This is a genomic window from Arthrobacter sp. SD76, assembly GCF_049726125.1.
GTDB classification, from domain to species: domain Bacteria; phylum Actinomycetota; class Actinomycetes; order Actinomycetales; family Micrococcaceae; genus Arthrobacter; species Arthrobacter nitrophenolicus.
Genome location: NZ_JBNBLR010000001.1, coordinates 115,269 through 138,038 on the forward strand (window position 1 = coordinate 115,269; position 22,770 = coordinate 138,038).

Annotated in this window: 14 protein-coding genes and 6 pseudogenes; 10 read left to right on the plus strand and 10 right to left on the minus strand. The window is 67.5% G+C overall.

The window, feature by feature from the left end; translation table 11 throughout:
* Positions 1-98 precede the first annotated feature (98 nt).
* The 6 genes and pseudogenes from ACPEE0_RS00530 to ACPEE0_RS00555 all read right to left on the minus strand — a co-directional run bounded on the left by ACPEE0_RS00530 (position 99) and on the right by ACPEE0_RS00555 (position 6,490).
* Positions 99-929, minus strand: a complete 831-nt coding sequence (locus ACPEE0_RS00530; protein ID WP_407710202.1) for an HpcH/HpaI aldolase family protein — start codon at positions 927-929, stop codon at positions 99-101.
* The gene (hpaH, locus tag ACPEE0_RS00535; protein ID WP_424573744.1) at positions 914-1,699 is read right to left on the minus strand and encodes a 2-oxo-hept-4-ene-1,7-dioate hydratase; all 786 of its coding nucleotides are present in this window, start codon (positions 1,697-1,699) and stop codon (positions 914-916) included. Before hpaH ends, ACPEE0_RS00530 begins: the two co-directional genes overlap by 16 nt.
* Positions 1,700-1,702: 3 nt before the next feature.
* Positions 1,703-2,788 carry a 3,4-dihydroxyphenylacetate 2,3-dioxygenase gene (gene hpaD / locus ACPEE0_RS00540; protein WP_407710200.1) on the minus strand — a complete coding sequence of 362 codons (1,086 nt, stop codon included), beginning with the start codon at positions 2,786-2,788 and terminating at the stop codon, positions 1,703-1,705.
* Positions 2,789-2,821: 33 nt separating this feature from the next.
* Positions 2,822-4,332, minus strand: a pseudogene (hpaE, locus tag ACPEE0_RS00545) (5-carboxymethyl-2-hydroxymuconate semialdehyde dehydrogenase).
* An 11-nt stretch (positions 4,333-4,343) separates the two neighbouring features.
* Complete coding sequence (locus tag ACPEE0_RS00550) at positions 4,344-5,027, minus strand: GntR family transcriptional regulator (RefSeq protein WP_407710198.1); 684 nt, start codon at positions 5,025-5,027, stop codon at positions 4,344-4,346.
* Positions 5,027-6,490 carry a fumarylacetoacetate hydrolase family protein gene (locus ACPEE0_RS00555; RefSeq protein WP_407710197.1) on the minus strand — a complete coding sequence of 488 codons (1,464 nt, stop codon included), beginning with the start codon at positions 6,488-6,490 and terminating at the stop codon, positions 5,027-5,029. The genes ACPEE0_RS00550 and ACPEE0_RS00555 overlap by 1 nt, the downstream gene beginning before the upstream one ends.
* Before the next feature lie 220 nt (positions 6,491-6,710).
* On the opposite strand from ACPEE0_RS00555, the pseudogene ACPEE0_RS00560 reads away from it, so the two are divergent.
* A pseudogene (locus ACPEE0_RS00560) lies at positions 6,711-8,631 on the plus strand (FAD-binding monooxygenase).
* Here ACPEE0_RS00560 and ACPEE0_RS00565 read toward each other — a convergent pair.
* Both ACPEE0_RS00565 and ACPEE0_RS00570 read right to left on the minus strand, forming a co-directional pair.
* Complete coding sequence (locus tag ACPEE0_RS00565; RefSeq protein WP_133347638.1) at positions 8,604-9,458, minus strand: prephenate dehydratase; 855 nt, start codon at positions 9,456-9,458, stop codon at positions 8,604-8,606. The pseudogene ACPEE0_RS00560 and the gene ACPEE0_RS00565 sit on opposite strands and share 28 nt — an antisense overlap.
* A gap of 1,092 nt (positions 9,459-10,550) precedes the next feature.
* Positions 10,551-11,429 (minus strand): annotated as a pseudogene (locus ACPEE0_RS00570) (alpha-amylase family glycosyl hydrolase); the annotation flags it as partial.
* Positions 11,430-11,513: 84 nt separating this feature from the next.
* On the opposite strand from ACPEE0_RS00570, the gene ACPEE0_RS00575 reads away from it, so the two are divergent.
* Entirely contained in the window at positions 11,514-11,897 is a 384-nt protein-coding gene (locus ACPEE0_RS00575) for a VOC family protein (RefSeq protein ID WP_009357360.1), read from the plus strand.
* A 10-nt stretch (positions 11,898-11,907) separates the two neighbouring features.
* Here ACPEE0_RS00575 and ACPEE0_RS00580 read toward each other — a convergent pair whose 3' ends face one another.
* On the minus strand, positions 11,908-12,576 hold the full coding sequence (locus tag ACPEE0_RS00580; protein ID WP_407710195.1) for a GntR family transcriptional regulator: 669 nt from the start codon (positions 12,574-12,576) through the stop codon (positions 11,908-11,910).
* A gap of 126 nt (positions 12,577-12,702) precedes the next feature.
* Here ACPEE0_RS00580 and glyA point away from each other — a divergent pair, with 126 nt between their 5' ends.
* The 7 genes and pseudogenes from glyA to purU all read left to right on the plus strand — a co-directional run bounded on the left by glyA (position 12,703) and on the right by purU (position 21,587).
* Positions 12,703-14,043: a serine hydroxymethyltransferase gene (glyA, locus tag ACPEE0_RS00585; RefSeq protein ID WP_407710194.1), complete on the plus strand. Its 1,341-nt coding sequence runs from the start codon at positions 12,703-12,705 to the stop codon at positions 14,041-14,043.
* Entirely contained in the window at positions 14,040-15,299 is a 1,260-nt protein-coding gene (locus ACPEE0_RS00590) for a sarcosine oxidase subunit beta family protein (RefSeq protein WP_424573745.1), read from the plus strand. Before glyA ends, ACPEE0_RS00590 begins: the two co-directional genes overlap by 4 nt.
* Positions 15,290-15,700, plus strand: a complete 411-nt coding sequence (locus ACPEE0_RS00595) for a sarcosine oxidase subunit delta (RefSeq protein ID WP_424573746.1) — start codon at positions 15,290-15,292, stop codon at positions 15,698-15,700. The genes ACPEE0_RS00590 and ACPEE0_RS00595 overlap by 10 nt, the downstream gene beginning before the upstream one ends.
* Positions 15,697-18,638: pseudogene (locus tag ACPEE0_RS00600) on the plus strand (sarcosine oxidase subunit alpha family protein). The gene ACPEE0_RS00595 and the pseudogene ACPEE0_RS00600 overlap by 4 nt, the downstream one beginning before the upstream one ends.
* A pseudogene (locus tag ACPEE0_RS00605) lies at positions 18,631-19,273 on the plus strand (sarcosine oxidase subunit gamma). Before ACPEE0_RS00600 ends, ACPEE0_RS00605 begins: the two co-directional pseudogenes overlap by 8 nt.
* Complete coding sequence (locus ACPEE0_RS00610; RefSeq protein ID WP_133347654.1) at positions 19,273-20,688, plus strand: L-serine ammonia-lyase; 1,416 nt, start codon at positions 19,273-19,275, stop codon at positions 20,686-20,688. Before ACPEE0_RS00605 ends, ACPEE0_RS00610 begins: the two are co-directional and overlap by 1 nt.
* 3 nt (positions 20,689-20,691) lie before the next feature.
* A pseudogene (purU, locus tag ACPEE0_RS00615) lies at positions 20,692-21,587 on the plus strand (formyltetrahydrofolate deformylase).
* Between the two features lie 74 nt (positions 21,588-21,661).
* Here the strand turns inward: purU and ACPEE0_RS00620 are convergent.
* Positions 21,662-22,267, minus strand: a complete 606-nt coding sequence (locus ACPEE0_RS00620; RefSeq protein WP_407710190.1) for a TetR/AcrR family transcriptional regulator — start codon at positions 22,265-22,267, stop codon at positions 21,662-21,664.
* Positions 22,268-22,424: 157 nt separating this feature from the next.
* On the opposite strand from ACPEE0_RS00620, the gene ACPEE0_RS00625 reads away from it, so the two are divergent.
* Positions 22,425-22,769: a cupin domain-containing protein gene (locus tag ACPEE0_RS00625; RefSeq protein ID WP_009357351.1), complete on the plus strand. Its 345-nt coding sequence runs from the start codon at positions 22,425-22,427 to the stop codon at positions 22,767-22,769.
* Position 22,770 lies beyond the last annotated feature (1 nt).

A 22,770-nucleotide genomic window follows, 5' to 3' on the forward strand; every position in this document is an offset into this window, starting at 1 on the left:
AAAAGAGCGGTGGTTGAGCTTGTCGAAACCCGGTTTCGACAAGCGGGGGTTTCGACAGGCTCAACCACCGGAGTGAGTAGACAGGCTCAACCACCGGGCTAGTAGCTGGCGCGGGGCTTGGTTTCGACGGGCTCAACCACCGGCTGCGGGATGTACTGCGCGGCGAGGGCCTCGGAGCCGCGCGCGAGGAGGGCGACGTCGGCGCCCACCAGGATGAAATCCGCGCCGTGGTCCAGGTAATGCCGGGCGGTGTCCGGGTTGAAGGCGTTCACGCCGGCGGGCTTCCCGGCCGTCTTCGCGGCTGCGAGGCAGTGTTCGACGGCGGCGCGCACCTCGGGGTGTTCCTGCTGTCCCAGCAGGCCCATGGAGGCGGCGAGGTCGGACGGGCCGATGAAGACGGCGTCCACGCCGTCCACTTTCAGGATGTCCCCGACCGCGTCCACGGCGGCGGTGGATTCGATCTGGACCGTGACGCTGATGGTCTCGCTGGCCCGGGCCAGGTAGTCCGGCACCCGGTTCCAGCGGGCGGCCCGGGCCAGGGCCGAGCCCACGCCGCGGACGCCGTGGGGCGGGTAGCGGGTGGCTGCCACGGCGGCCTCGGCTTCAGCCACGGAGTTGACCATGGGGATGAGCAGGTTCTGCACGCCCAGGTCCAGGTACTGCTTGATCACCACGGTGTCGTTCACCGGCGGCCGGACCATGGTGTGGACCGGGTGGCCGTGGATCGCCTGGAGCTGGGCGAGGATGGACTCCAGCCCGTTGGGGCTGTGTTCGGCGTCCACCAGCAGCCAGTCCAGGCCCGACCCGGCGCAGAGTTCCGCGATGAGCGGGCTGCCGGAACACACCCACATCCCGGCCAGCGGCCGGCCTGCTTTAACTTTTTGTGCGGCTAAAGCGGACCGGAACGTGTCCTCTATTCGAAGCGGCATGTGACACTCCCCAGGGGTCCGTAGTCGGCGTGCACGGTGTCGCCCTTGTAAACCCACATGGGGCGGGTGAACGACCCGGCCAGGATGATGTCCCCGGCCTTCAAGGAGTCGCCGTGCGCTGCGATCTTGTTGGCCAGCCAGTGGACGCCGTTGGCCGGGTGGTCCAGGACGCCCGCGGCCACGCCGGTTTCCTCCACGGTCTGGTTTTTGTAGAGGATCGCGGAGACCCAGCGCAGGTCCACCGCGTCCGGTTTCACGGGGTTCCCGCCGATCACCATGGCGCCCATCGCGGCGTTGTCCGAAATGGTGTCCACGATGGTCCGGCCCTCCATCTCGATCCTGGAGTCCAGGATCTCGAGGGCCGGGACCACGTAGTCGGTGGCTTTCAGGACATCGAAGATGGTGACGCCGGGGCCCTTGAGCCCGTCCTTGAGGACGAACGCCAGCTCCACCTCCACCCGCGGGTGCGTGTAGCGGTCCCATTCCACCGAGCAGCCGGTGTCCAAGACCATGTCATCGAAGATGGCGCCGTAGTCCGGTTCGGTGATGCCCGTGGCGGCCTGCATGGCCTTGGACGTGAGGCCGATCTTGCGCCCCACCAGGGTCCTGCCGGCTTCCTCGTTGCGGCGCCGCCACAACTGCTGCACGGCGTAGGAATCCTCCACGGTCATGCCCGGGTACCGGGCCGTCAGGAGGGGAGCAGGGGTGCGGGTCCGGCCGGCTTCCACCAGCTCGTCCGCGATGGCCTCAATCGTCGTCGGCTCCAGCATGGGTCAGACCTGCACTCCCAGCTTGAACCCGGTCCGGTCACCTTCCGGTGAGCCGTCCTTGCGGGTGTAGGAGAAGCCGTCGGCGCCCACTGTCACTGCCATTTCGGACTTTTCCTCGCGCTCGATGACCGGCTGCGGGTTGCCGTCCAGGTCCAGGACCAGGGAGGCCTCGGTGTACCAGGACGGGACCACGGGGTTGCCCCACCAGTCGCGGCGCTGGTTGTCGTGGACGTCCCAGGTGATGGTGGGGTTGTCCGGATCGCCGGTGTAGTAGTCCTGGGTGTAGATCTCGATGCGGTGGCCGTCCGGGTCCAGGATGTAGAGGTAGAAAGCGTTGGACACGCCGTGCCGGCCGGGGCCGCGTTCGATCCGGTCGCTGATGCGCAGGGCGCCCATCTTGTCGCAGATCTGGATGATGTTGTGCTTCTCGTGCGTGGCGAACGCGACGTGGTGCATGCGGGGGCCGTTGCCGCCGGTGAGGGCGGTGTCGTGGACGGTCTGCTTACGGTGCATCCACGCGGCGTACGTGACGCCGTCGGAATCCTTGATGTCCTCGGAGACGCGGAAGCCCAGGTCCTCCAGGTACTTGCGGCCGCGGGGGACGTCCGGGGTGACCTGGTTGAAGTGGTCCAGGCGGACCAGCTCACCGGCGGAGTACAGGTCGTAGCGCTGGGTGAGGCGCTCCACGTGCTCCACGTCGTAGAAGAACTCGTAGGGGAAGCCCAGCGGGTCCTCCACGCGGACGGAGTCGCCCACGCCCTTGGTGAAGCCTTCCTTGCGGCGCTCCACCCGGCAGCCGAGTTCCTTGTAGTAGGCCTCGGCGGCGTCCACCTCGGCGGGGGACTTCACCCGGTAGGCGAAGGCGGCGACGGCGGCCACCGGCCCCTTGCGGAGGACCAGGTTGTGGTGGATGAACTCCTCCAGGGACCGCAGGTAGATCGCGTTCTCGTCTTCCTCGGTGACGTGCAGGCCCAGGACGTCCACGTAGAACTCGCGGGACCTGGCGAGGTCGGTGACCACGATCTCCATGTAGGCGCAGCGGACGATGTCCGGTGCCGGGACGGTGGGGGTGGGAACGAAGTTGGTCATGATGGTCTCTCTTCTTTGAAAGGGGCTTGCTGGTTAGGCGCCGAATTTGGGGGTGTGCACGGTGCCGAGGGTGATGTGCACGGCCTGCTGGTCGGTGTAGAAGTCGATGGAGCGGTAGCCGCCTTCGTGGCCCAGGCCGGAGGCCTTGACGCCGCCGAACGGGGTGCGCAGGTCGCGGACGTTGTGGCTGTTCAGCCACACCATCCCGGCCTCGACGTTCTGCGAGAAGTTGTGGGCCCGGGTGAGGTTCTGGGTCCAGATGTAGGCGGCCAGGCCGTACTTGGTGTTGTTGGCCAGGGCGAGGGCCTCATCGTCGTTCTCGAACGGGGTGATGGCCACGACGGGTCCGAAGATTTCCTCCTGGAAGATCCGGGCGTCGGGGGCGACGTCGGCGAACACGGTGGGTGCGATGTAGTTGCCTTCGGGCAGGTGGCCGGGGCGGCCGCCGCCGGCGAGGAGCCGGCCCTCGGACTTGCCGATCTCCACGTAGGATGCGACCTTCTCGTAGTGCTCCGGGTGGACCAGGGCGCCCACCTGGGTCTTGGGATCGTGGGGATCGCCGACGACGATGTTCCTGGCCCGGGCGGCGTACTTCTCGCAGAACTCGTCATAGATGGCCCGCTCCACCAGGATGCGGGAGCCGGCCGTGCAGCGCTCGCCGTTCAGGGAAAAGACCCGAACAGGGCGGAATCGATCGCGGCGTCCAGGTCGGCGTCGGCGAACACGACGCACGGGGACTTGCCGCCGAGTTCCATGGACAGGCCCTTGAGGTTGGCGGCCGCGTTCCGGAAAATCGTCTGGCCGGTGGTGGTCTCGCCGGTGAAGGAGATCAGCGGAACGTCCGGGTGCTTGACCAAGGCGTCACCGGCTTCCTCGCCCAGGCCGTTGACCAGGTTGAAGACGCCGTCGGGCAGGCCCGCTTCCTTGAAGATGGTGGCCCACAGCGAGGCGGACAGCGGCGTGAACTCGGCCGGCTTCAGCACCACGGTGTTGCCGGTGGCCAGCGCGGGGGCGAGCTTCCAGGACTCCAGCATGAACGGGGTGTTCCACGGGGTGATCAGGCCTGCGACGCCGATCGGCTTGCGGTTGACGTAGTTGATCTGCGAGCCGGGGACCTTCATGGCGTCGTCGAACTGGGCCACGATCAGGTCCGCGAAGAAGCGGAAGTTCTCGGCCGCGCGCAGGGCCTGGCCCTTGGCCTGGGTGATCGGCAGGCCGGTATCGAAGGTTTCGAGCTCGGCCAGGCGTGCTTCCTGGGCTTCGACGGCGTCGGCAATTTTGTTCAGGACGCGGGCGCGTTCGCGGGGCTTCATCTTCGGCCACGGGCCGTTCACGAACGCTTCGCGGGCGGCGGCAACGGCCAGGTCGATGTCCTCTTTCTGGCCGGCTGCGGCGGTGGCGTAGTTGCGGTTGGAAACGGGATCCAGGACGTCGAAGGTCTTCCCGCCCACGGAGTCAACGAACTCGCCGTTGATGTAGTGCTGGATATGGGCGGGCAGGTCCTTGGGGACGTAGTGCTGGCTGGTTTCTACGGAGGTCGTCATCGTTGATGTCCTTACTGGTGCTTTGCTTGGGCGAGGTATGCGTCCAGGGTGGCCGCCCGGTGCTGGCGGGCGGCTTTTTCGATGGTGTCCGGGTCGGCGCCGGATTCGATGAGCTGCAGCAGCCCTTCGTGCTCCGCCACCGATTCGCGGGCCCGGCCGGGGACGAAGCGGAACGTGGAGGACCGCAGGGCGGCCAGCCGGTTCCAGCCGCGGTGGACCAGGTCCAGGATGTGCGGGTTGGGGCAGTGCTCGAAGAGGACGCTGTGGAAGTCCTGGTTCAGTTGGGTGAACCGGACGGGGTTGAAGTGTTCAAGGCATTCGCGCATTTCCTCGTTCACGGCGCGGGCCCGTGCGATGGCCACCGCATCGATCAGCGGGGCGGACAGTGCGGTGGCCGCACCTTCCACGATGCTGAGCGTCTGCATGGTGTACAGGTATTCGGTGGGGTCGATGCCGGCTACGGTGGCGCCCACGTTGCGTTCGAACTTCACCAGGCCTTCGGCCTCCAGCCGGCGGATGGCTTCGCGGACCGGGACCACGCTGAAGCCGAGGTCCTTGGCGATGGTGCCCAGCACCAGCCGGTACCCGGGGGTGTAGGTGCCCTCGACGATCCGCGCCTTAACGGCCTGGTACGCCTGTTCGGATTTGCTGCCGGGAGCGCCAGCGGGGAGGTCGGTGACGGCCGTTTCAGTCATCAGCTTTTCCTGCTTCCCATTCGTTCCCACTCCGCGTACTTGTTCTGCCATTCGGCGTTCATCGGGTAGAGGCCGTCCACGCTGTTGCCCTCCTTGACCATCTCGAAGATGAAGGCTTCTTCCTTCTCCTGTTGGATGCAGTCGTCCACCAGTTCTTCGGCGATGGGCGGCGGGATGACCAGGATGCCGTCAGCGTCGGCCACGATGATGTCGCCGGGCTGGACCGTGGCACCGCCGCAGGCGATGGTGATGTCCGTGTCCCAGGGGATGTGGCGGCGGCCGAGGACCGCGGGGTGCGGGTTGGCGAACCATGTGGGCATGTCCAGGCCCGCCACGGCGGTGAAGTCGCGGACGCCGCCGTCGGTGATGATGGCTGCGGCGCCGCGGACCTGGGCGCGGAGGGCCAGGATGTCACCAACAGTGCCCGTGCCCTTCTCGCCGCGGGCCTCCATCACCAGGATTTCGCCCTCGTTGACCGAGTCGATGGCCTTCTTCTGCGCATTGAAGCCACCGCCGTGGGTCTTGAAGAGGTCCTCGCGGTTGGGCACGTAGCGCAGGGTCCGGGCCAGTCCCACCACGCGGCGGTCCGGGCGGGTGCCCTGCAGGCCGTCGATGCTGACATTGTTCAGGCCGCGCTTGCGCATCTGCGAGGACAGGGTGGCGGTGGCCACGGATTCCAGCTTGGCCTTCAGCTCCGGCGTCAACACGCTGTCAGCGGCGGGAAGTCCGGCCGCTTCGCGCGAGCCGTACGCTTCCTCCCGCTGCAGGTCATCGACCTTGGGCCCGGCACCAAAGTCCGCGAACGGCGTCGTGCCTTCCACAACGGTGGTGGCCAGCCGTCCCGTGGTGAGGTTGCCGGCGGAAACCTCCACCTCGAGCACATCGCCGGGCTTGGCCACCGAAGCACCGGCCGGGGTGCCGGTCAGGATGATGTCCCCCTCCTCCAGGGTGAGCAGCTGGGACAGGTCCGCTACCAGCCGGGCGAACGGGAAGAGGAGGTCTTCCGTGGTGTCGTCCTGGACCAGGTGGCCGTTGTGCCAGGTGCGGATCCGCAGCTGCGCGGGGTCGACGGCGTCTGCCGGGATCCGTGCCGGGCCCACGGGGGTGAAGCCGTCCCCGCCCTTGGACCGGAGGTTGGATCCCTTGTCCGCCCAGCGCAGGTCGTACACCCCCAGGTCGTTGCTGGCGGTGACGCCGGCAACGTGGCTCCACGCGTCCTCGATGCTGACGCGGCGGGCCGCCTTGCCGATCACCAGGGCGATCTCGCCCTCGTAGCCAAGCAGTTCACAGCCCGCCGGCCGCTCCACGGTGCTGCCGGTCAGTGCCAGGGAGCTGGAGGGCTTGAGGAAGTAGGAGGGCTGGGCGGGGGTGCGGCCGCGCTGGGCCGCCCGGCTGGGGTAGTTGATGTGCACCGCGATGACCTTGCGGGCTGATACCAGCGTGTCTTCGTTGACCTGCTCCAAAGCTTCTCCTCATCAGGTACGAAATCGTATACGATCACTATTCACCTTGAGCCGGCGTTCGTCAACCCCCTTTTTCCGCGGGGTTCCGCGGTGATTGAGGGGCACTTGTCGCCCGCGTCACATCGGGCGTACAGTGGATGCCAAGTTCCATCGTTTCCATTATCGAATCACTTGTTCCGATATAGAACACAACAGCCACCACAAAGAAGTGAGGAATACCGTGCAGTTTCACCACCACGGCTACGTATCCGGTGACCCGCGGGTCCAGCCGGCCGCCGGCGTCGGCATCAACCGCCCCGAAGAACTTCCGGACGAAGTGGATGTGCTGATCGTTGGCACGGGCCCTGCCGGCATGCTTGCCGCCGCGCAGCTCTCGATGTTCCCGGGCGTCACCACGCGCATCATCGAGCGCCGCCCCGGACGGCTGGCCATCGGCCAGGCCGACGGCATCCAGGCCCGCAGCGTGGAGACTTTCCAGGCCTTCGGTTTTGCCGAGCGGATCACCGCCGAGGCCTACCGGATTACCGAGATGGCCTTCTGGAAGCCGGACCCGGCCAACCGTGCGAACATCGTCCGCTCCGCCCGCGCCGTCGACGACGAGACGGGCATCAGCGAATTCCCGCACCTCATCGTCAACCAGGCCCGCGTCCTGGACTACTTCGCGGAATTTGCCGCCAACTCGCCGTCACGCCTGAAGCCGGACTTCGGCTACGAGTTCCAGGGCCTGGAGGTCGCGGACAGCGGCGAGTACCCGGTCACGGTGACCTTGCTCCACACGTCCGGGCCCAACGAGGGGCAGGAGCGCGTTGTCCGCGCCAAGTACGTGGTGGGTGCCGACGGCGCACGCAGCAAGGTGCGCCAGGCCATCGGCTGCACCCTCGCCGGCGACCAGGCCAACCATGCCTGGGGTGTCATGGACACGCTCGCGGTGACCGATTTTCCGGATATCCGCACCAAGTGCGCCATCCAGGGCGAAAAGGGCAGCATCCTGCTGATCCCGCGCGAAGGCGGACACCTGTTCCGCATGTACGTGGATTTGGGGGAGGTGGACCCCGCCACCCACCATGCGGTGCGGAACACCAGCATCGACGAAATCATCCACAAGGCGAACGAGATTCTCCACCCCTACACCCTGGACGTCCGCAACGTCGCCTGGCACAGCGTCTACGAGGTGGGCCACCGCCTCACCGACCGGTTCGACGACGTCCTGCCGGAGGACCGCGGCACCCGCACCCCGCGCGTCTTCATAACCGGCGACGCCTGCCACACCCACAGCGCCAAGGCGGGCCAGGGGATGAACGTGTCCATGCAGGACGGCTTCAACATCGCGTGGAAGCTGGGCCATGTCCTGGAGGGCCGCAGCCCGGAGAGCCTGCTCTCTACCTACTCCGAAGAGCGCCAGGTGGTGGCGAAGAACCTCATCGACTTCGACAAGGAATGGTCATCCATGATGGCCAAAAAAGCCCGAGGACTTCGAACACCCCTCGGACCTGGAAGACTTCTACGTCCGTACCGCCGAATTCCCTGCCGGGTTCATGACCCAGTACGCCCCGTCCCTGATTGTCGGGACCGACGACCACCAGGACCTGGCCACCGGTTTCCCCGTGGGCAAACGCTTCAAGTCCGCCCCCGTGGTCCGGGTGGCGGACACCAACCCGATCCACCTGGGCCACCACGCCACCGCGGACGGCCGCTGGCGGATCTACGTGTTTGCGGACGCGGCACAGCCGGGGACCGGTTCGGCCACCGACCTGCTGGCCGAATGGTTCGCCAGCTCGCCGGAATCACCCTTGGCTGCCACCCCGGAGGGCGGCGACCCGGATGCCTGGTTCGACCTGAAGGTCATCTACCAGCAGGGGCACACCGCCGTCGACATCAACAAGGTTCCCGCGGTGTTCAAGCCGCAGGTGGGCCCGTTCAAGCTGACCGACTACGAGAAGGTCTACGGCACGGACCCGAACGCGGACATCTTCGACCTCCGCGGCCTGGACCGCAACGGTGCCGTGGTGGTGGTCCGCCCGGACCAGTATGTGGCCAACGTCCTGCCGCTGACCGCCACCGCGGAACTGGGTGCGTTCTTCGCCCGGTTCCTGAAGCCCGGGCAGCAGCCGCGTCAGGCCGTGGCGGCCGCCGCGCGGTAGTCGGCCGCGGCGTAGACGCCCAGGATCCGCACCTCGGTGGTGAAGAAGTCCAGTTCCTCGAGGGCCAGCTTCAGCGGCAGGTCCTCGGGGTGGCCTTCGACGTCGGCCATGAACATGGTGGCGGCGAACTCGTTGCCCACCATGTAGCTCTCAAGCCGGGTCATGTTCACGCCGTTGGTGGCGAAACCGCCCAGCGCCTTGTACAGCGCGGACGGGACGTTGCGCACGCGGAACACAAAGCTGGTGACTGCCGGCCCGGGCAGCTCGTCCCGGGCCGGCAGTTCCTTTTCACGTGCCAGGACCACGAACCGGGTGGTGTTGGAGGGATCGTCCTCCACCCGGGACGCCAGCACCTCGAGGCCATAGATCTGTGCGGCCAGCGGGGGAGCCAGGGACAGCTTGCGGGGATCGTTCCATTCGGCCACTTCACGGGCGGATCCTGCTGTGTCGCCGGCGATGACCGGGCGCAGGCTGGCCTCGCGGATCAGGCGCCGGCACTGGCCCAGGGCGTGGATGTGGCTGTGCACCTCGGTGGCCCCCTCGATGGTGCTGCCCGGAATGCCCAGCAGGTCGAAGTGGATGGGCAGGAAGTATTCGCCCACGATCTGCAGGTTGGACTGCGGCAGCAGGATGTGGATGTCCGCCACCCGGCCGGCAATGGAGTTCTCGATGGGGATCATGGCCAAATCGGCCTCGCCGCTGGCCACCAGCTCGAAGGCGTCCTCAAAGCTCGCGCACGGCACGCTTTCCATGTCCGGGAACATCTGCTGGCAGGCAATATTGGAGTTGGCGCCGGGCTCACCCTGGTACGCAATCTTCTGGGGCATGATCCGTATGGTTTCACGGCCCGGGGCCGGTTGGGAAAACGGGCGCCGGTGCTAGCCGGGCATGACGCGCAGCCAGAGATACTGGCGGGGGAGCAGCGTGACGCCTTCGCCCAGGTCCAGCGTGGCTTCCGAGAGAAGGTCGACGGCGGCAGGCAGGTATCCGCCGAAGGTTTCCGCTGGGAGCTGCTGGGTGGAGTCGCCGAAGTTGGCGAGGGCAAGGACCCGCGTCTGGCCGCCGTCGGCCGCGCTTGCCGGCCGCTGGTACGCCAGGACGCTGCGGTTGTGGGTATCGAAATCGAGCAGCGTGGTTCCGGCCAGTTCAGGGGCGGCGCCGCGGACTTCGATCATCCGCTTCAGCCCCGCGTACACGGCGCCTTCCGGTGTGGCGGGGTCGTTGCGGCGGGCATACTGCGCGGCCGGGTAGTGCGGCCGGTGCACCCAGCGGCTGTCCTCCCCGTGGCCCGGCTCCCGGGCATAGTCGTAGTCGTTGAGCTGGGCCACCTCGTCGCCCAGGTACAGCAGCGGGATGCCGCCGGTGCTGAAGGCAACCGAGTGGGCCAGGAGGATCCGTTCCACCGCCTCGGCGGGGTTGACCTCCATACCGCACAGAGACGCCGTCGTGCCTGAAATGCGGCAGTCGCCGGTGCGCGGGTTGTCCTGGAAGGGGACGCCGCGGGCGAAGCTGCCGGGGAACCGGTTGACGTAGAAGGAATTCAGGAAGCGGCGGTGGTCGAAGCCGTTGATGCCCAGTTCCGCGGCATCCTCGTCCGCGAAGGTCCAGCCGATGTCGTCGTGGCTGCGGACGTAGTTGACCCAGGACGTGCCGGCCGGGATGTTGTGCCGCCGCTCCAGGGCCTGGGCCAGCAGCGAGGCGTCCCGCGTGGCCAGGGACTCCCAGATCAGCGCCATCTGCAGCGGGTTGTAGGAAATCTGGCATTCGGCGGGGTCGATGTAGAGCGCCACCTCGTCCGGATGCACGATGGCCTCGGACTTGAACAGCAGCGACGGCGCCGCCAGCCGGCACACCGCGTTGAAGGCGCGGAGCAGGGTGTGCGCCTCGGGCCGGCTCTCGCAGGAGGTGCCCAGCTCCTTCCAAATGAAGGCCACGGCATCCATGCGGAGGATGTCCACGCCCTGGTTCGCCAGGAACAGCATTTCCCCGGCCATGGCGCGGAAGACGTCCGGGTTGGAGTAGTTCAGGTCCCACTGGTAGGTGTGGAAGGTGGCCCAGACCCACCGGCCGTCCGCCATCTGGATGAAGGATCCGGGGTGGTTTTCCGGGAAGATCTCACGCACGTTCTGCTCGAAGGCGTCCGGCATGGTCCGGTCCGGGAAAATCCAGTAGTAGTCGCTGTATTCGGGATCGCCGGCAGCCGCCTTGCGGGCCCACTCGTGCTCGTCCGAGGTGTGGTTGAAGATGAAGTCCACCACCAGGCTGATCCCGTTGCTCCGCAGGTCTGCCGCCAGGGACCGCAGCTGCTCCATGGTTCCCAGCTTCGGGTTGACCTCCCGGTAGCTGGACACCGCGTAGCCGCCGTCGGAGTGCGGCTCGGGGGCCAGGAACAGCGGCATGAGGTGCAGGTAGGTCAGGCCCAGCTCCTTGAAGTACGGGATCCGGGCGCGGACGCCCTCCAGGCTTTCCGCATAGCGGTCCACGTAGCAGACGCCGCCCAGCATGGTGTTGGACTGGAACCAGCCGCTGTCGCCTTCGCACTCTGCGTCCAGGTCCTTCAGCCCGGCAGGCCGCTCCTGCCAGGACCGGGCTGCCTGCACAATGAGGGCTGCCAGCTGGTCCTGCCAGTCCGGCCGCGAGCTGTACAGGGAGCCGAAGAGATCCGCCAGCAGGGGCAGGGTCCGCTCCAGGCGGCGGTCGAAGGCCGGGTCCGGCAGCAGCCCCTTGCCCCGTTCACGGGACAGTGCTGCCAGCACGTGCTCCAGCGGCGTTCCGTCCACCCTGGCGGTTTCCTGCATTCGTGTGGCCCTTCCTGCGTCCGCCGGCGGTTCCGGCTTGCCTCTACGGAAGTATTCCACGTCACACCCAATACACTGGACACCATGTCATGCCGCATCAGCGAACTGGTCCTCAACTGCGCCGACCCCGAAGTGCTCGCCCGCTTCTGGTGCGACGTCCTGGGCTACGTGGAGCTCGACCGTGAGGACGGGGCGATCGAAATCGGTCCCGCCGCCGGGTTCGGGGGCCTGCAGCCCACCATCATCCTGAGCCCCAGCAGCAATCCGCGGACCGGAAGGCTGCCGCTGCACATCGACGTCAACCCGGTGGACCGGGACCAGGCCGCCGAGCTGGAGCGGCTGCTCGCCCTCGGCGCCCGGCCGGCCGACGTGGGGCAGGCCGGCGACGAGCCGTGGCACGTCCTGCAGGACCCGGAGGGCAACGAGTTCTGCCTCCTGCGGAAGCGGCTCGACCCCCTGGATTCCTAAGCCTGCCAGCCTAGAGCACGCTGCGGATGGCCTGCTCGAAGCTGGTCACGTGCTCCAAGGCGAGCTTGCCCGCCCGCTCCGCATCGCCGTCGGCAATGGCCTCCAGCAGCTCCACGTGCTCGGAAACGTGACCGGCCACGGACGGCACTTTGTCCAGAACCATGCACCAGATCCGGGTGGCGAGGTTGTCGTAGCGGATCAGGACATCTTCAAGATGGGCGTTTCCAGCCGCGCGGTAGATGAGGCGGTGCACCGTGATGTCATACCGCATGAGGTCGTAGGGATCCTCCGCGGTGGCCATTTTCGCAATCGAGGCCGCAGTATTGCGCAGTTCCGCGCGAATCGCCGGCGTGGCCAGCTTGGCGGCGCGCCGTGCGGCCAGCGGCTCCAGTGACTCCCGCAGTTCCGAGACGTCGGCCAGCTCGGTGATATCCACGATGGTGGCGAAGGTGCCGCGCCGCGGGTAGGAGATCACCAGGTGGTCGCTTTCAAGCCGCTTCAGCGCTTCCCGGACGGGAGTGCGTCCGATGCCCATCTCCGCGGCCAGCTTGCCGTCGTTGATGGCGTCACCGGGCCGGATGTCCAGCATGATCAGCCGGTCCCGGAGATGCCGGTAGGCACGCTCGGCCAACGAGAGATCGCCTTCGATCTCCAGGTGGTTCTCCAGCATCAGGCTCATCAGGGACTCTCCAAAAAGTTGCTGTTGACTGCTTCGTGACCTGCAACATACTATTGCGTTAGTTCTAATATATCAGTTACAGATCAGTTGTGGATCAGTAACCCAAGGGCTTTTTCAAGGAGAAACATGCAGAACGTACTGAACGCCTCACTGGCCCAGGTCGACGCCGATGTTGCTGCCGCCGTAGCAAAGGAGCTGGAGCGGCAGCAGTCCACGCTCGAGATGATCGCCTCGGAGAACTTCGCTCCGTCCGCCGTGATGGAAGCCCAGGGCTCGGTCCTGACCAACAAGTACGCCGAGGGCTACCCCGGAAAGCGCTACTACGGCGGCTGCGAGCACGTGGACGTCATCGAGCAGCTCGCCATCGACCGCGTCAAGGCCCTGTTCGGTGCCGAATTCGCCAACGTGCAGCCGCACTCCGGCGCACAGGCCAACGCTGCCGCCATGTTCGCCCTGCTGAACCCGGGCGACACCATCCTGGGGCTCTCCCTGGCCCACGGCGGACACCTGACCCACGGCATGAAGATCAACTTCTCCGGCAAGCTCTACAACGTGGTCCCGTACCACGTCCGCGAATCCGACCTCCGCGTGGACATGGCCGAAGTGGAGCGCCTGGCCCTGGAACACAAGCCCAAGCTGATCGTGGCCGGCTGGTCCGCCTACTCCCGCCAGCTGGACTTCGCCGAGTTCCGCCGCATCGCCGACCTCGTGGGTGCCTACCTGATGGTGGACATGGCCCACTTCGCCGGGCTGGTGGCTGCAGGACTGCACCCCAACCCCGTCCCCTTTGCGGACGTCGTCACCACCACCACCCACAAGACCCTGGGCGGACCCCGCGGCGGCGTCATCATGGCCAAGGAGGAGTACGCCAAGAAGATCAACAGCGCCGTGTTCCCCGGCCAGCAGGGCGGACCCCTGGAGCACGTCATCGCCGCAAAGGCCGTGGCCTTCAAGCTGGCTGCCGCCCCTGAATTCAAGGAACGCCAGGAGCGCGTCCTGCACGGCGCCAAGCTGATCGCCGAGCGCCTGCTGCAGTCCGACGTCGGGGCCGCCGGCATCTCCGTGGTCAACGGCGGTACGGATGTCCACCTGGTCCTCGTGGACCTGCGCAACTCCGAACTCGACGGCCAGCAGGGCGAGGACGCGCTGCACCGGATCGGCATCACGGTCAACCGCAACGCCGTCCCGTTCGACCCCCGCCCGCCGATGGTTTCCTCCGGCCTGCGCATCGGCACGCCGGCCCTGGCCGCCCGCGGCTTCGGTGCCGCCGAGTTCGCCGAAGTCGCTGACATCATCGCCACCGCGCTCATCGCCGCCGCCGGCACCGGCACCCTGGCCGACGACACCGCCAGCGAACTCCGCAGCCGCGTCACCGCCCTTGCCGACAAGTTCCCCCTCTACCCGCACCTCAACGACGACGCCGCCCTGGCCGCCGCCGAGGCAGACCTGATTGGAGCCGCCCAGTGAGCACGCACCAGCTTCCGGAGCACCCGGATTTCCTCTGGCGGAACCCGGAGCCCAAGTCCTCCTATGACGCAGTGGTAGTGGGCGGCGGCGGGCACGGCCTGGCCACCGCATACTTCCTGGCGAAGAACCACGGCATGACCAACATTGCCGTCCTCGAAAAGGGCTGGCTGGCCGGCGGCAACATGGCCCGGAACACCACCATCATCCGGTCCAACTACCTCTGGGACGAGAGCGCAGCCATCTACGAGCACGCCCTCAAGCTGTGGGAAATCCTGCCGGAGGAGCTGGAGTACGACTTCCTCTTCAGCCAGCGCGGCGTGATGAACCTGGCCCACACCCTCGGCGACGTGCGCGAAAGCATGCGCCGCGTGGGCGCCAACAAGCTCAACGGCGTGGACGCGGAGTGGCTGGACCCGAAGCAGGTCAAGGAACTCTGCCCCATCCTGAACATCAACGACGACATCCGCTACCCCGTCATGGGCGCCACCTACCAGCCGCGAGCAGGCATCGCCAAGCACGACCACGTGGCCTGGGCCTTCGCCCGCAAGTGCGACGAAATGGGCGTCGACATCATCCAGAACTGCGAAGTCACCGGCTTCCTGAAGGACGGCAACAAGGTGGTGGGCGTCAAGACCACCCGCGGCACCATCAACACCGAAAAGGTGGGCCTCTGCGCCGCCGGGCACAGCTCGGTCCTGGCCGAAATGGCCGGCTTCCAGCTGCCCATCCAGTCCCACCCGCTGCAGGCCCTGGTGTCCGAACTCCACGAGCCGGTCCACCCCACCGTGGTCATGTCCAACCACGTCCACGTCTACGTCTCCCAGGCGCACAAGGGCGAACTGGTCATGGGCGCCGGCATTGACTCCTACAACGGCTACGGCCAGCGCGGCTCCTTCCACGTGATCGAGCAGCAGATGGCCGCCGCCGTCGAACTCTTCCCCATCTTTGCCCGGGCCCACGTGCTCCGGACCTGGGGCGGAATCGTGGACACCACGCTGGACGCCTCCCCGATCGTGGGCACCACGCCGGTGGACAACATGTTCGTGAACTGCGGCTGGGGCACCGGCGGGTTCAAGGGAACTCCGGCCGCCGGAATGACCTTCGCCCACACCATCGCCACGGGCGCCCCGCACAAGCTGAACCAGCCGTTCTCCCTGGAGCGCTTCGAAACCGGCGCCCTCATCGACGAACACGGCGCCGCCGCCGTGGCCCAGCTAGCCGCCGCCACCACAGAAAGACAACGCACATGCTGCTGATCTCATGCCCCAACTGCGGCCCCCGGGATGAAACCGAATTCCACTACGGCGGCCAGGCCCACGTGGCATACCCCGAAAACCCGAACGAACTGAACGACGTGGAGTGGTCCCGGTACCTCTTCTACCGCGAGAACCCCAAGGGCACCTTCGCCGAGCGGTGGGTCCACAGCACCGGCTGCCGCCAGTGGTTCAACATGCTCCGGGACACCGTGAGCTACGACATCAAGGCCGTCTACCCGATGGGCACGCCCCGGCCGGACCTGGCCGGACGGCAGACCGCGGAATTCGGCACCGCCAGCACCGCCGCGGACAGCACCACCACCGGGACCGCCGCGCCCGACATCTCATGCACAAGCATTTCCCCCGCCACCCCCGCAGCCCCGGAAGGAGCAGCCCAGTGACTTCCCAGAACGCCCGCCTCGCATCCGGCGGCCGCATCGACCGCACCATCTCCTGGCGTTTCACCGTCGACGGTGAGGAATACACCGGCCACCCCGGGGACACGCTCGCCTCGGCGCTGCTCGCCAACGGCCGCGTCGCCGTCGGCAGCTCCCTCTATGAGGACCGCCCCCGCGGCATCCTGGCCGCCGGCGTGGAGGAACCCAACGCCCTGGTCAAGATCGCTCCCCGCTTCCCGGGCCACGTGGCAGAGTCCATGCTCCCGCCACCACCGTGTCCCTGGTGGACGGCCTGAAGGCAGAACTGCTGAACGGACTGGGCCGGCTGGATCCCGACGAGGACCGCGCCGAGTACGACAAGAAGTACGTCCACACCGACGTCCTGGTGGTCGGTGGCGGCCCCGCCGGCCTGGCCGCTGCCCGCGAAGCCGTCCGCACCGGCGCCCGCGTCATGCTGCTGGACGACCAGCCCGAACTGGGCGGCTCCCTGCTCTCCGGCTCCACGTCGCCGGAGCTTGCCGAGACCATCGAGGGCAAGCCCGCACTCGAATGGGTTGCCGACGTTGAAGCCGAGCTGGTGTCCGGCGCGGAATCCACCGTCCTGAACCGCACCACGGCGTTCGGCGCGTACGACGCCAACTACGTCATTGCCGTGCAGAACCGCACCGACCACCTCTCCAGCCCCGCCGCTCCCGGAGTGTCCCGACAGCGGATTTGGCACATCCGTGCCAAGCAGGTTGTGCTGGCCCCCGGTGCCCACGAGCGTCCGCTGGTGTTCGAGAACAACGACCGCCCGGGCATCATGCTCGCCTCGGCAGTCCGCAGCTACCTGAACCGCTACGCAGTGGCCGCCGGCCAGCGCGTGGTCATCAGCACCACCAATGACAGCGCCTACGCCCTGGCCGCCGACCTCCAGGCTGCCGGCGTCAAGGTCGGCGCCGTCGTGGACGCCCGGCCGCAGATCTCCCCGGTGGCAGCCGCCGCCGTCGAGGCAGGCACCCGGGTGCTGATCGGCAGCGCCGTTGCCAACACCTCCGCAGATGCGGACGGCCGCCTCAACGGCGTCACCATCCGCAGCATCAACGACGACGGCGAGCTCACCTCGGGCGTCGAGCAGATGGCCTGCGACCTGCTGGCCGTGTCCGGCGGCTGGAGCCCGCTGGTGCACCTGCACTCCCAGCGCCAGGGCAAGCTGCGCTGGGACGAGGATCTCGCCGCGTTCGTGCCGAGCACCGTGGTCCCCAACCAGCAGACCATCGGCTCCGGCCGCGGCTCCTTCGCCACCCAGGATTGCTTCACCGAAGGCATTTCCGCGGGCGCGTCCGCAGCCATCGCCGCCGGCTTCAGCTCCGCCGTCGAGCCGTCCCCGCTGGACGAGCCGAAGGCCGCCGCACCCACCCGCCAGCTGTGGCTGGTCCCGGGCGAGAACGGCACCCCGGACGACTGGCACCACCACTTCGTGGACTTCCAGCGCGACCAGTCCGTGGCCGACGTCCTGCGCTCCACCGGAGCCGGCATGCGCTCAGTTGAGCACGTGAAGCGCTACACCTCCATCAGCACCGCCAACGACCAGGGCAAGACCTCCGGCGTCAATGCCATCGGCGTCATCGCCGCGGCACTGCGCACGGCCGGCGAAGCATCCCGCGGCATCGGCGACATCGGAACCACCACGTACCGCGCACCGTTCACCCCGGTGGCCTTCGCGGCACTGGCCGGACGCCAGCGCGGCGAACTTTTCGACCCCGCCCGCATCACGTCCATCCACCCGTGGCACGTGGCCAAGGGCGCCCTCTTCGAGGACGTGGGACAGTGGAAGCGGCCCTGGTACTACCCGCAGGCCGGTGAGGACATGGACGCCGCCGTGCTGCGCGAGTGCGCCGCCGTCCGCGAGTCCGTGGGCTTCATGGATGCCACCACCCTGGGCAAGATCGAGATCCGCGGCAAGGACGCGGGCGAGTTCCTGAACCGCGTCTACACCAACGCGTTCAAGAAGCTGGCCCCGGGTTCGGCACGGTACGGCGTCATGTGCACGCCGGACGGCATGATCTTCGACGACGGCGTCACGCTCCGCCTCGACGAGGACCGCTACTTCATGACCACCACCACCGGCGGTGCCGCCAAGGTGCTGGACTGGCTGGAGGAATGGCTGCAGACCGAATGGCCGGAACTGGACGTGCACTGCACCTCGGTGACCGAACAGTGGAGCACCATCGCCGTCGTCGGGCCCAAGTCCCGCGCCGTGATCGCGAAGCTGGCACCGGAACTCGCTGCCGACGGCGGCCTGGAGACCGAGGCCTTCCCGTTCATGACCTTCCGGGAAACCACCCTCGCTTCCGGCGTCCGTGCCCGGATCTGCCGGATCTCCTTCTCCGGTGAACTGGCCTACGAAATCAACGTTCCCACCTGGTACGGGCTCAACACCTGGGAAGCGGTGGCCGCCGCGGGTGCCGAGTTCAACATCACCCCGTACGGCACCGAGACCATGCACGTGCTGCGTGCCGAAAAGGGCTACCCCATCGTGGGGCAGGACACCGACGGAACCGTCACCCCGCAGGACGCGGGCATGGAATGGATCGTCTCCAAGGCCAAGGACTTCATCGGCAAGCGCTCCTACTCCCGGGTGGACCAGCAGCGCGAAGACCGCAAGCACCTGGTCAGCGTCCTGCCGGTGGACGGCACGCTGCGGCTGCCCGAAGGCACCCAGCTGGTGGAAAAGGGCCGCTCCACCAACCCGGCCTACGGGCCCGTGCCCATGGAGGGCTTCGTCACCTCCAGCTACCACAGCGCAGCACTGGGCCGGTCGTTCGGCCTGGCCCTGATCAAGAACGGCCGCAACCGCATCGGCGAAACCCTGGTGGCCGCCGCCGGCGACCAGCTGGTGGACGTGGTTGTTGCAGAAACAGTGCTTTTTGACACCGAAGGGACCCGTAAAGATGGCTGAAACAGCAGCATCCCCCGCCCAGAGCTCCGCGGAAAAGAACCTCTCCGTCCGCATCAGCCCGGCAGCACAGCTGCGGGAGGCCTTCACGGCCGGCTCGCTGGCAGGCACGGTGGAACTGGGCGAGCTGCCCTTCCTCACCCTGGTGGGCCTGCGGGCTGACGCCGGCTCCGAAGCGGGCCAGCGGCTCGCCGCCGTCACAGGCGGCCTGCCCGCTAAGTGCGGCGAGGTCGTGAAAAAGGGCGATGTCTCGGTCCTCTGGCTGGGACCCGCCGAGTTCCTGGTGGTTGCCCCCACCGAGGCGCACGAGTCCCTGGGCGGCGACCTGATCCAGGCCCTGCAGGATGCCCTGGCCGACGGCCAGGGCCAGGTGGTGGACCTCTCCGCCAACCGGACCACCTTCGAGCTGAGCGGCCCCCGGGCGCGGGCCGTCCTCGAGAAGGGCTGCTCGCTGGACCTGCACCCCCGGGAGTTCAAGGCCGGGACCGCCTACTCCACCGAGATCGGGAACATCCCCACCATCCTGTGGAAGACGGGTGAGGAGTCCTTCCGGATCTTCCCCGGGCGTCCTTCGCCGATTCCTGGGCCGCTGGCTCCTGGACGGCATGCGGGAGTACGCCTCACCTGAGGTTCCCTGATGGCGCTCAGCGTCCTGGACCTGTTTTCCGTTGGCATCGGGCCCTCGTCGTCACACACGGTGGGCCCGATGCGGGCGGCCAAGCAGTTCGCCGACGGCCTGAAGGCTGACGGGCAGCTCAGCTCCACCGTCCGGGTCCAGTCGGAACTGTTCGGCTCGCTCGGCGCCACCGGGCGCGGGCACGGCTCCGATAAAGCCGTTGTCCTGGGGCTGCAGGGCCTGGAACCGGAAACCGTGAACACCTTCACGGCGGACGACCAGGTGGCCGCGGCCGCCCTGGACGCTGAGCTCCACGTTGCCGGCACCCACCGGGTGGACTTCAACTGGGACGAGGACGTGGTGCTGCACCGGCGCAAGTCCCTTCCCGCGCACCCCAACGGCATGACGTTCCGGGCCCTTGACCACACCGGGTCGGTGCTCAGCGAGCGGAGCTTCTATTCAATTGGGGGCGGCTTCGTCGTCGACGGCGACGCCGCCGGGGCGGACAAGGTGGTGGCGGATGACACGGTCCTGCCCTACCAGTTCAGCACCGCTGACGAACTGCTGGAGATCTGCAGCCGCGAAAACATGTCCATCTCCGACGTTATGCTCGCCAACGAGCTGACCTGGCACACCGAGGCCGAGCTCCGGGAAAAGCTGCTGGGGCTGTGGGCCGTCATGCGCGAATGCGTGGAGAACGGCTGCAACGCCGAGGGCATCCTGCCCGGCGGGCTGAAAGTGCCCCGCCGCGCGCCCGCGCTGTTCCGCACCCTGACGGCATCCGCGGCCAGCGCGGAAGCGGCGGCAGCAACGCCGTCGCCCGTCCAGGCGCCGGCCGACCCGCTGCTGGCCATGGAGTGGGTGAACCTGTTCGCCCTCGCCGTGAATGAGGAGAACGCCGCGGGCGGGCGGATCGTCACCGCCCCCACCAACGGTGCGGCCGGCATCGTGCCCGCAGTGCTGCACTACTACGTGAAGTTTGTTCCGGGCGCCGACGACGACGGCGTGGTCCGCTTCCTGCTGGCGGCGGCCGCCGTCGGCATCCTCTTCAAGACGAACGCCTCCATCTCCGGCGCCGAGGTCGGCTGCCAGGGCGAGGTGGGCTCGGCCTGCTCCATGGCCGCCGCCGGCCTCTGCGAGGTGCTGGGCGGAACGCCCGCCCAGGTGGAAAACGCCGCCGAGGTGGGGATCGAGCACAACCTGGGCCTGACCTGCGATCCCGTGGGCGGCCTGGTGCAGATCCCGTGCATCGAGCGGAACGCCATCGCCAGCGTCAAGGCCATCAACGCGGCCCGGCTGGCCCTGCACGGGGACGGCAGCCACAAGGTCTCCCTGGACAAGGCCATCAAGACAATGCGTGACACAGGAGCTGACATGAAAACCAAGTACAAGGAAACCTCCCGCGGAGGCCTTGCCGTGAATGTGATCGAGTGCTGAGCCATGACTGCCACTGAAACCCACCTGCCCGCCCCGAAGGCACCCACCACCGTGGAGCACGTCCTCACCCTGGACTGCCCCGAAGGCCCGGGCATCGTCCACGCCGTCTCCGGTTTCCTGCTCGAACACGGCTGCGACATCATCGACAACAACCAGTTCGGGGAGCGGTCGGAAGGCCACTTCTTCATGCGCGTGCATTTCGCCTCCGAGGGGGACGACTCCACGCTGCAGGCCCTGCGGGACTCGTTTGCCCCCGTGGCCGAAAAGTTCGGCATGCGGTGGCAGCTGGAGCGCCACGGCTCCAAGCGCAGGGTGCTGATCATGGTGTCCAAGTTCGGGCACTGCCTGAACGACCTGCTGTTCCGGGCGCGGATCGGCGAGCTGCCGGTGGACGTGGTGGCCGTGGTGTCCAACCACCGGGACCACCAGGACCTGGTGGAGTGGCACGGCATCCCGTTCCACCACATCCCCGTTACGGCCGACACCAAGCCTGACGCCGAAGCCCGGCTGATGGAGCTGGTGAACGGGCTGGACGTGGAGCTGGTGGTGCTGGCCCGCTACATGCAGGTCCTCAGCGACGACCTGACCCGCAAGCTGGACGGCAGGGCCATCAACATCCACCACTCGTTCCTGCCCAGCTTCAAGGGTGCCAAGCCGTACCACCAGGCCTACGCGCGCGGGGTCAAGACCGTGGGCGCCACCGCACACTACGTCAACGCCGAGCTGGACGAGGGACCCATCATCTCCCAGCAGGTGGTGGACGTGGACCACACCTACGGCCCCGAGGACCTGGTGGCCGCCGGGCGCGACACCGAATGCAAGGCCCTGTCCAACGCCGTCCGCTGGCACTGCGAGGGACGGGTCATCCTGCAGGGAACAGGACCGTGGTGCTCCGCTAGCCGGACCTGCCGTCCAGAAAAAGTGTTCATGCCCCTGTCGGGCGCCAACTGGCGCCCGGCAGGGGCATTGTGCGTTAAAGTCCGGCGCTCCCGGCCGGCCCGTCCCGGCGCAGGATGATCACCTGGTGCACTTCCTCCAGGGCGGCTGCGATCTCTTCCCGGTCCACGCCGGCCAGGAACTGGAGGACCAGGCCATCCAGGGCCGCGAACAGCGCCCTGGCCACCACCCGCACCGATCCACCCACCCCGAACGCTTCCAGCCCCTCCGCCAGGGCGCTGACGTAGCTCTCATAGAGCTTGGATACCGGCCCGGCCAGCTCAGGGCGCCGCCGCGCCTCCAGGATCATCTCGTACTGGAAGACCTGCAGTTCGGGCTCCGCGAGCAGCAGCGCCATCAGGGCCTCCGTGAGGGTGTCCTCCTGCTGCGCGGCCTCCTGCAGACGGGAGGCGGCGATGGACTGCTCCGAAGCCCAGCCCAGGGCCGCCGCGATCAGCGCGTCCCGTGATCCGAAGTGGTGGGCCACCAGGCTGTTGTTGACCCCTGCCTCCTCCGCCACCGCCCGGTAGGTCATGCCCCGGAGGCCCTTGTGCGCCACCACGTGCACCGCGGCGCGGAGCAGGGCCTCGCGTCCGGTGCCGTATCTGGAGGAAGCGGCAGCGCGGGAGGGTGAAGAGGCCATGCCGTCGATTCTAGCGAGCCCTTCCGCAGGCACGCGGGGCTCTTGACTTAAAACTAAGCAATTGCTTAGATTGCTCCAGCGGTGATGCCGGTCACAAGCGCACCGCCCTTTCCACTCTTCCGGCGGCGAGCCCGCCCCCATCATTTCCGGAGCATCCATGTCACTGTCACCTGCCTTCACCACCTCATCCACCCTGGATCCCGCCAAGAACGAGCCCTTCGAACTCGGCCAAGTCCAGTGGGTGCGCCGTTTCGGCGAGGGGGACCGCCCCGCCCTGGCCTGCGGCTACTGGCACGTCACCCCGGCCGAAGCGCCGGAACCCTTCGACCTCCTGATGGAGGCCGACGAAACCATCCACATCATCGAGGGGCACCTGCGGATCGAGGTGGAGGGCGGTGAGGCCTATGACCTCACTGCCGGCAGCTCGGCCTCCTTCAACAAGGGCGCCAGGACCCGCTGGTCAGTGCTGGCGCCCACCGTCGAGTTCTTCGTCTACTCGTAGG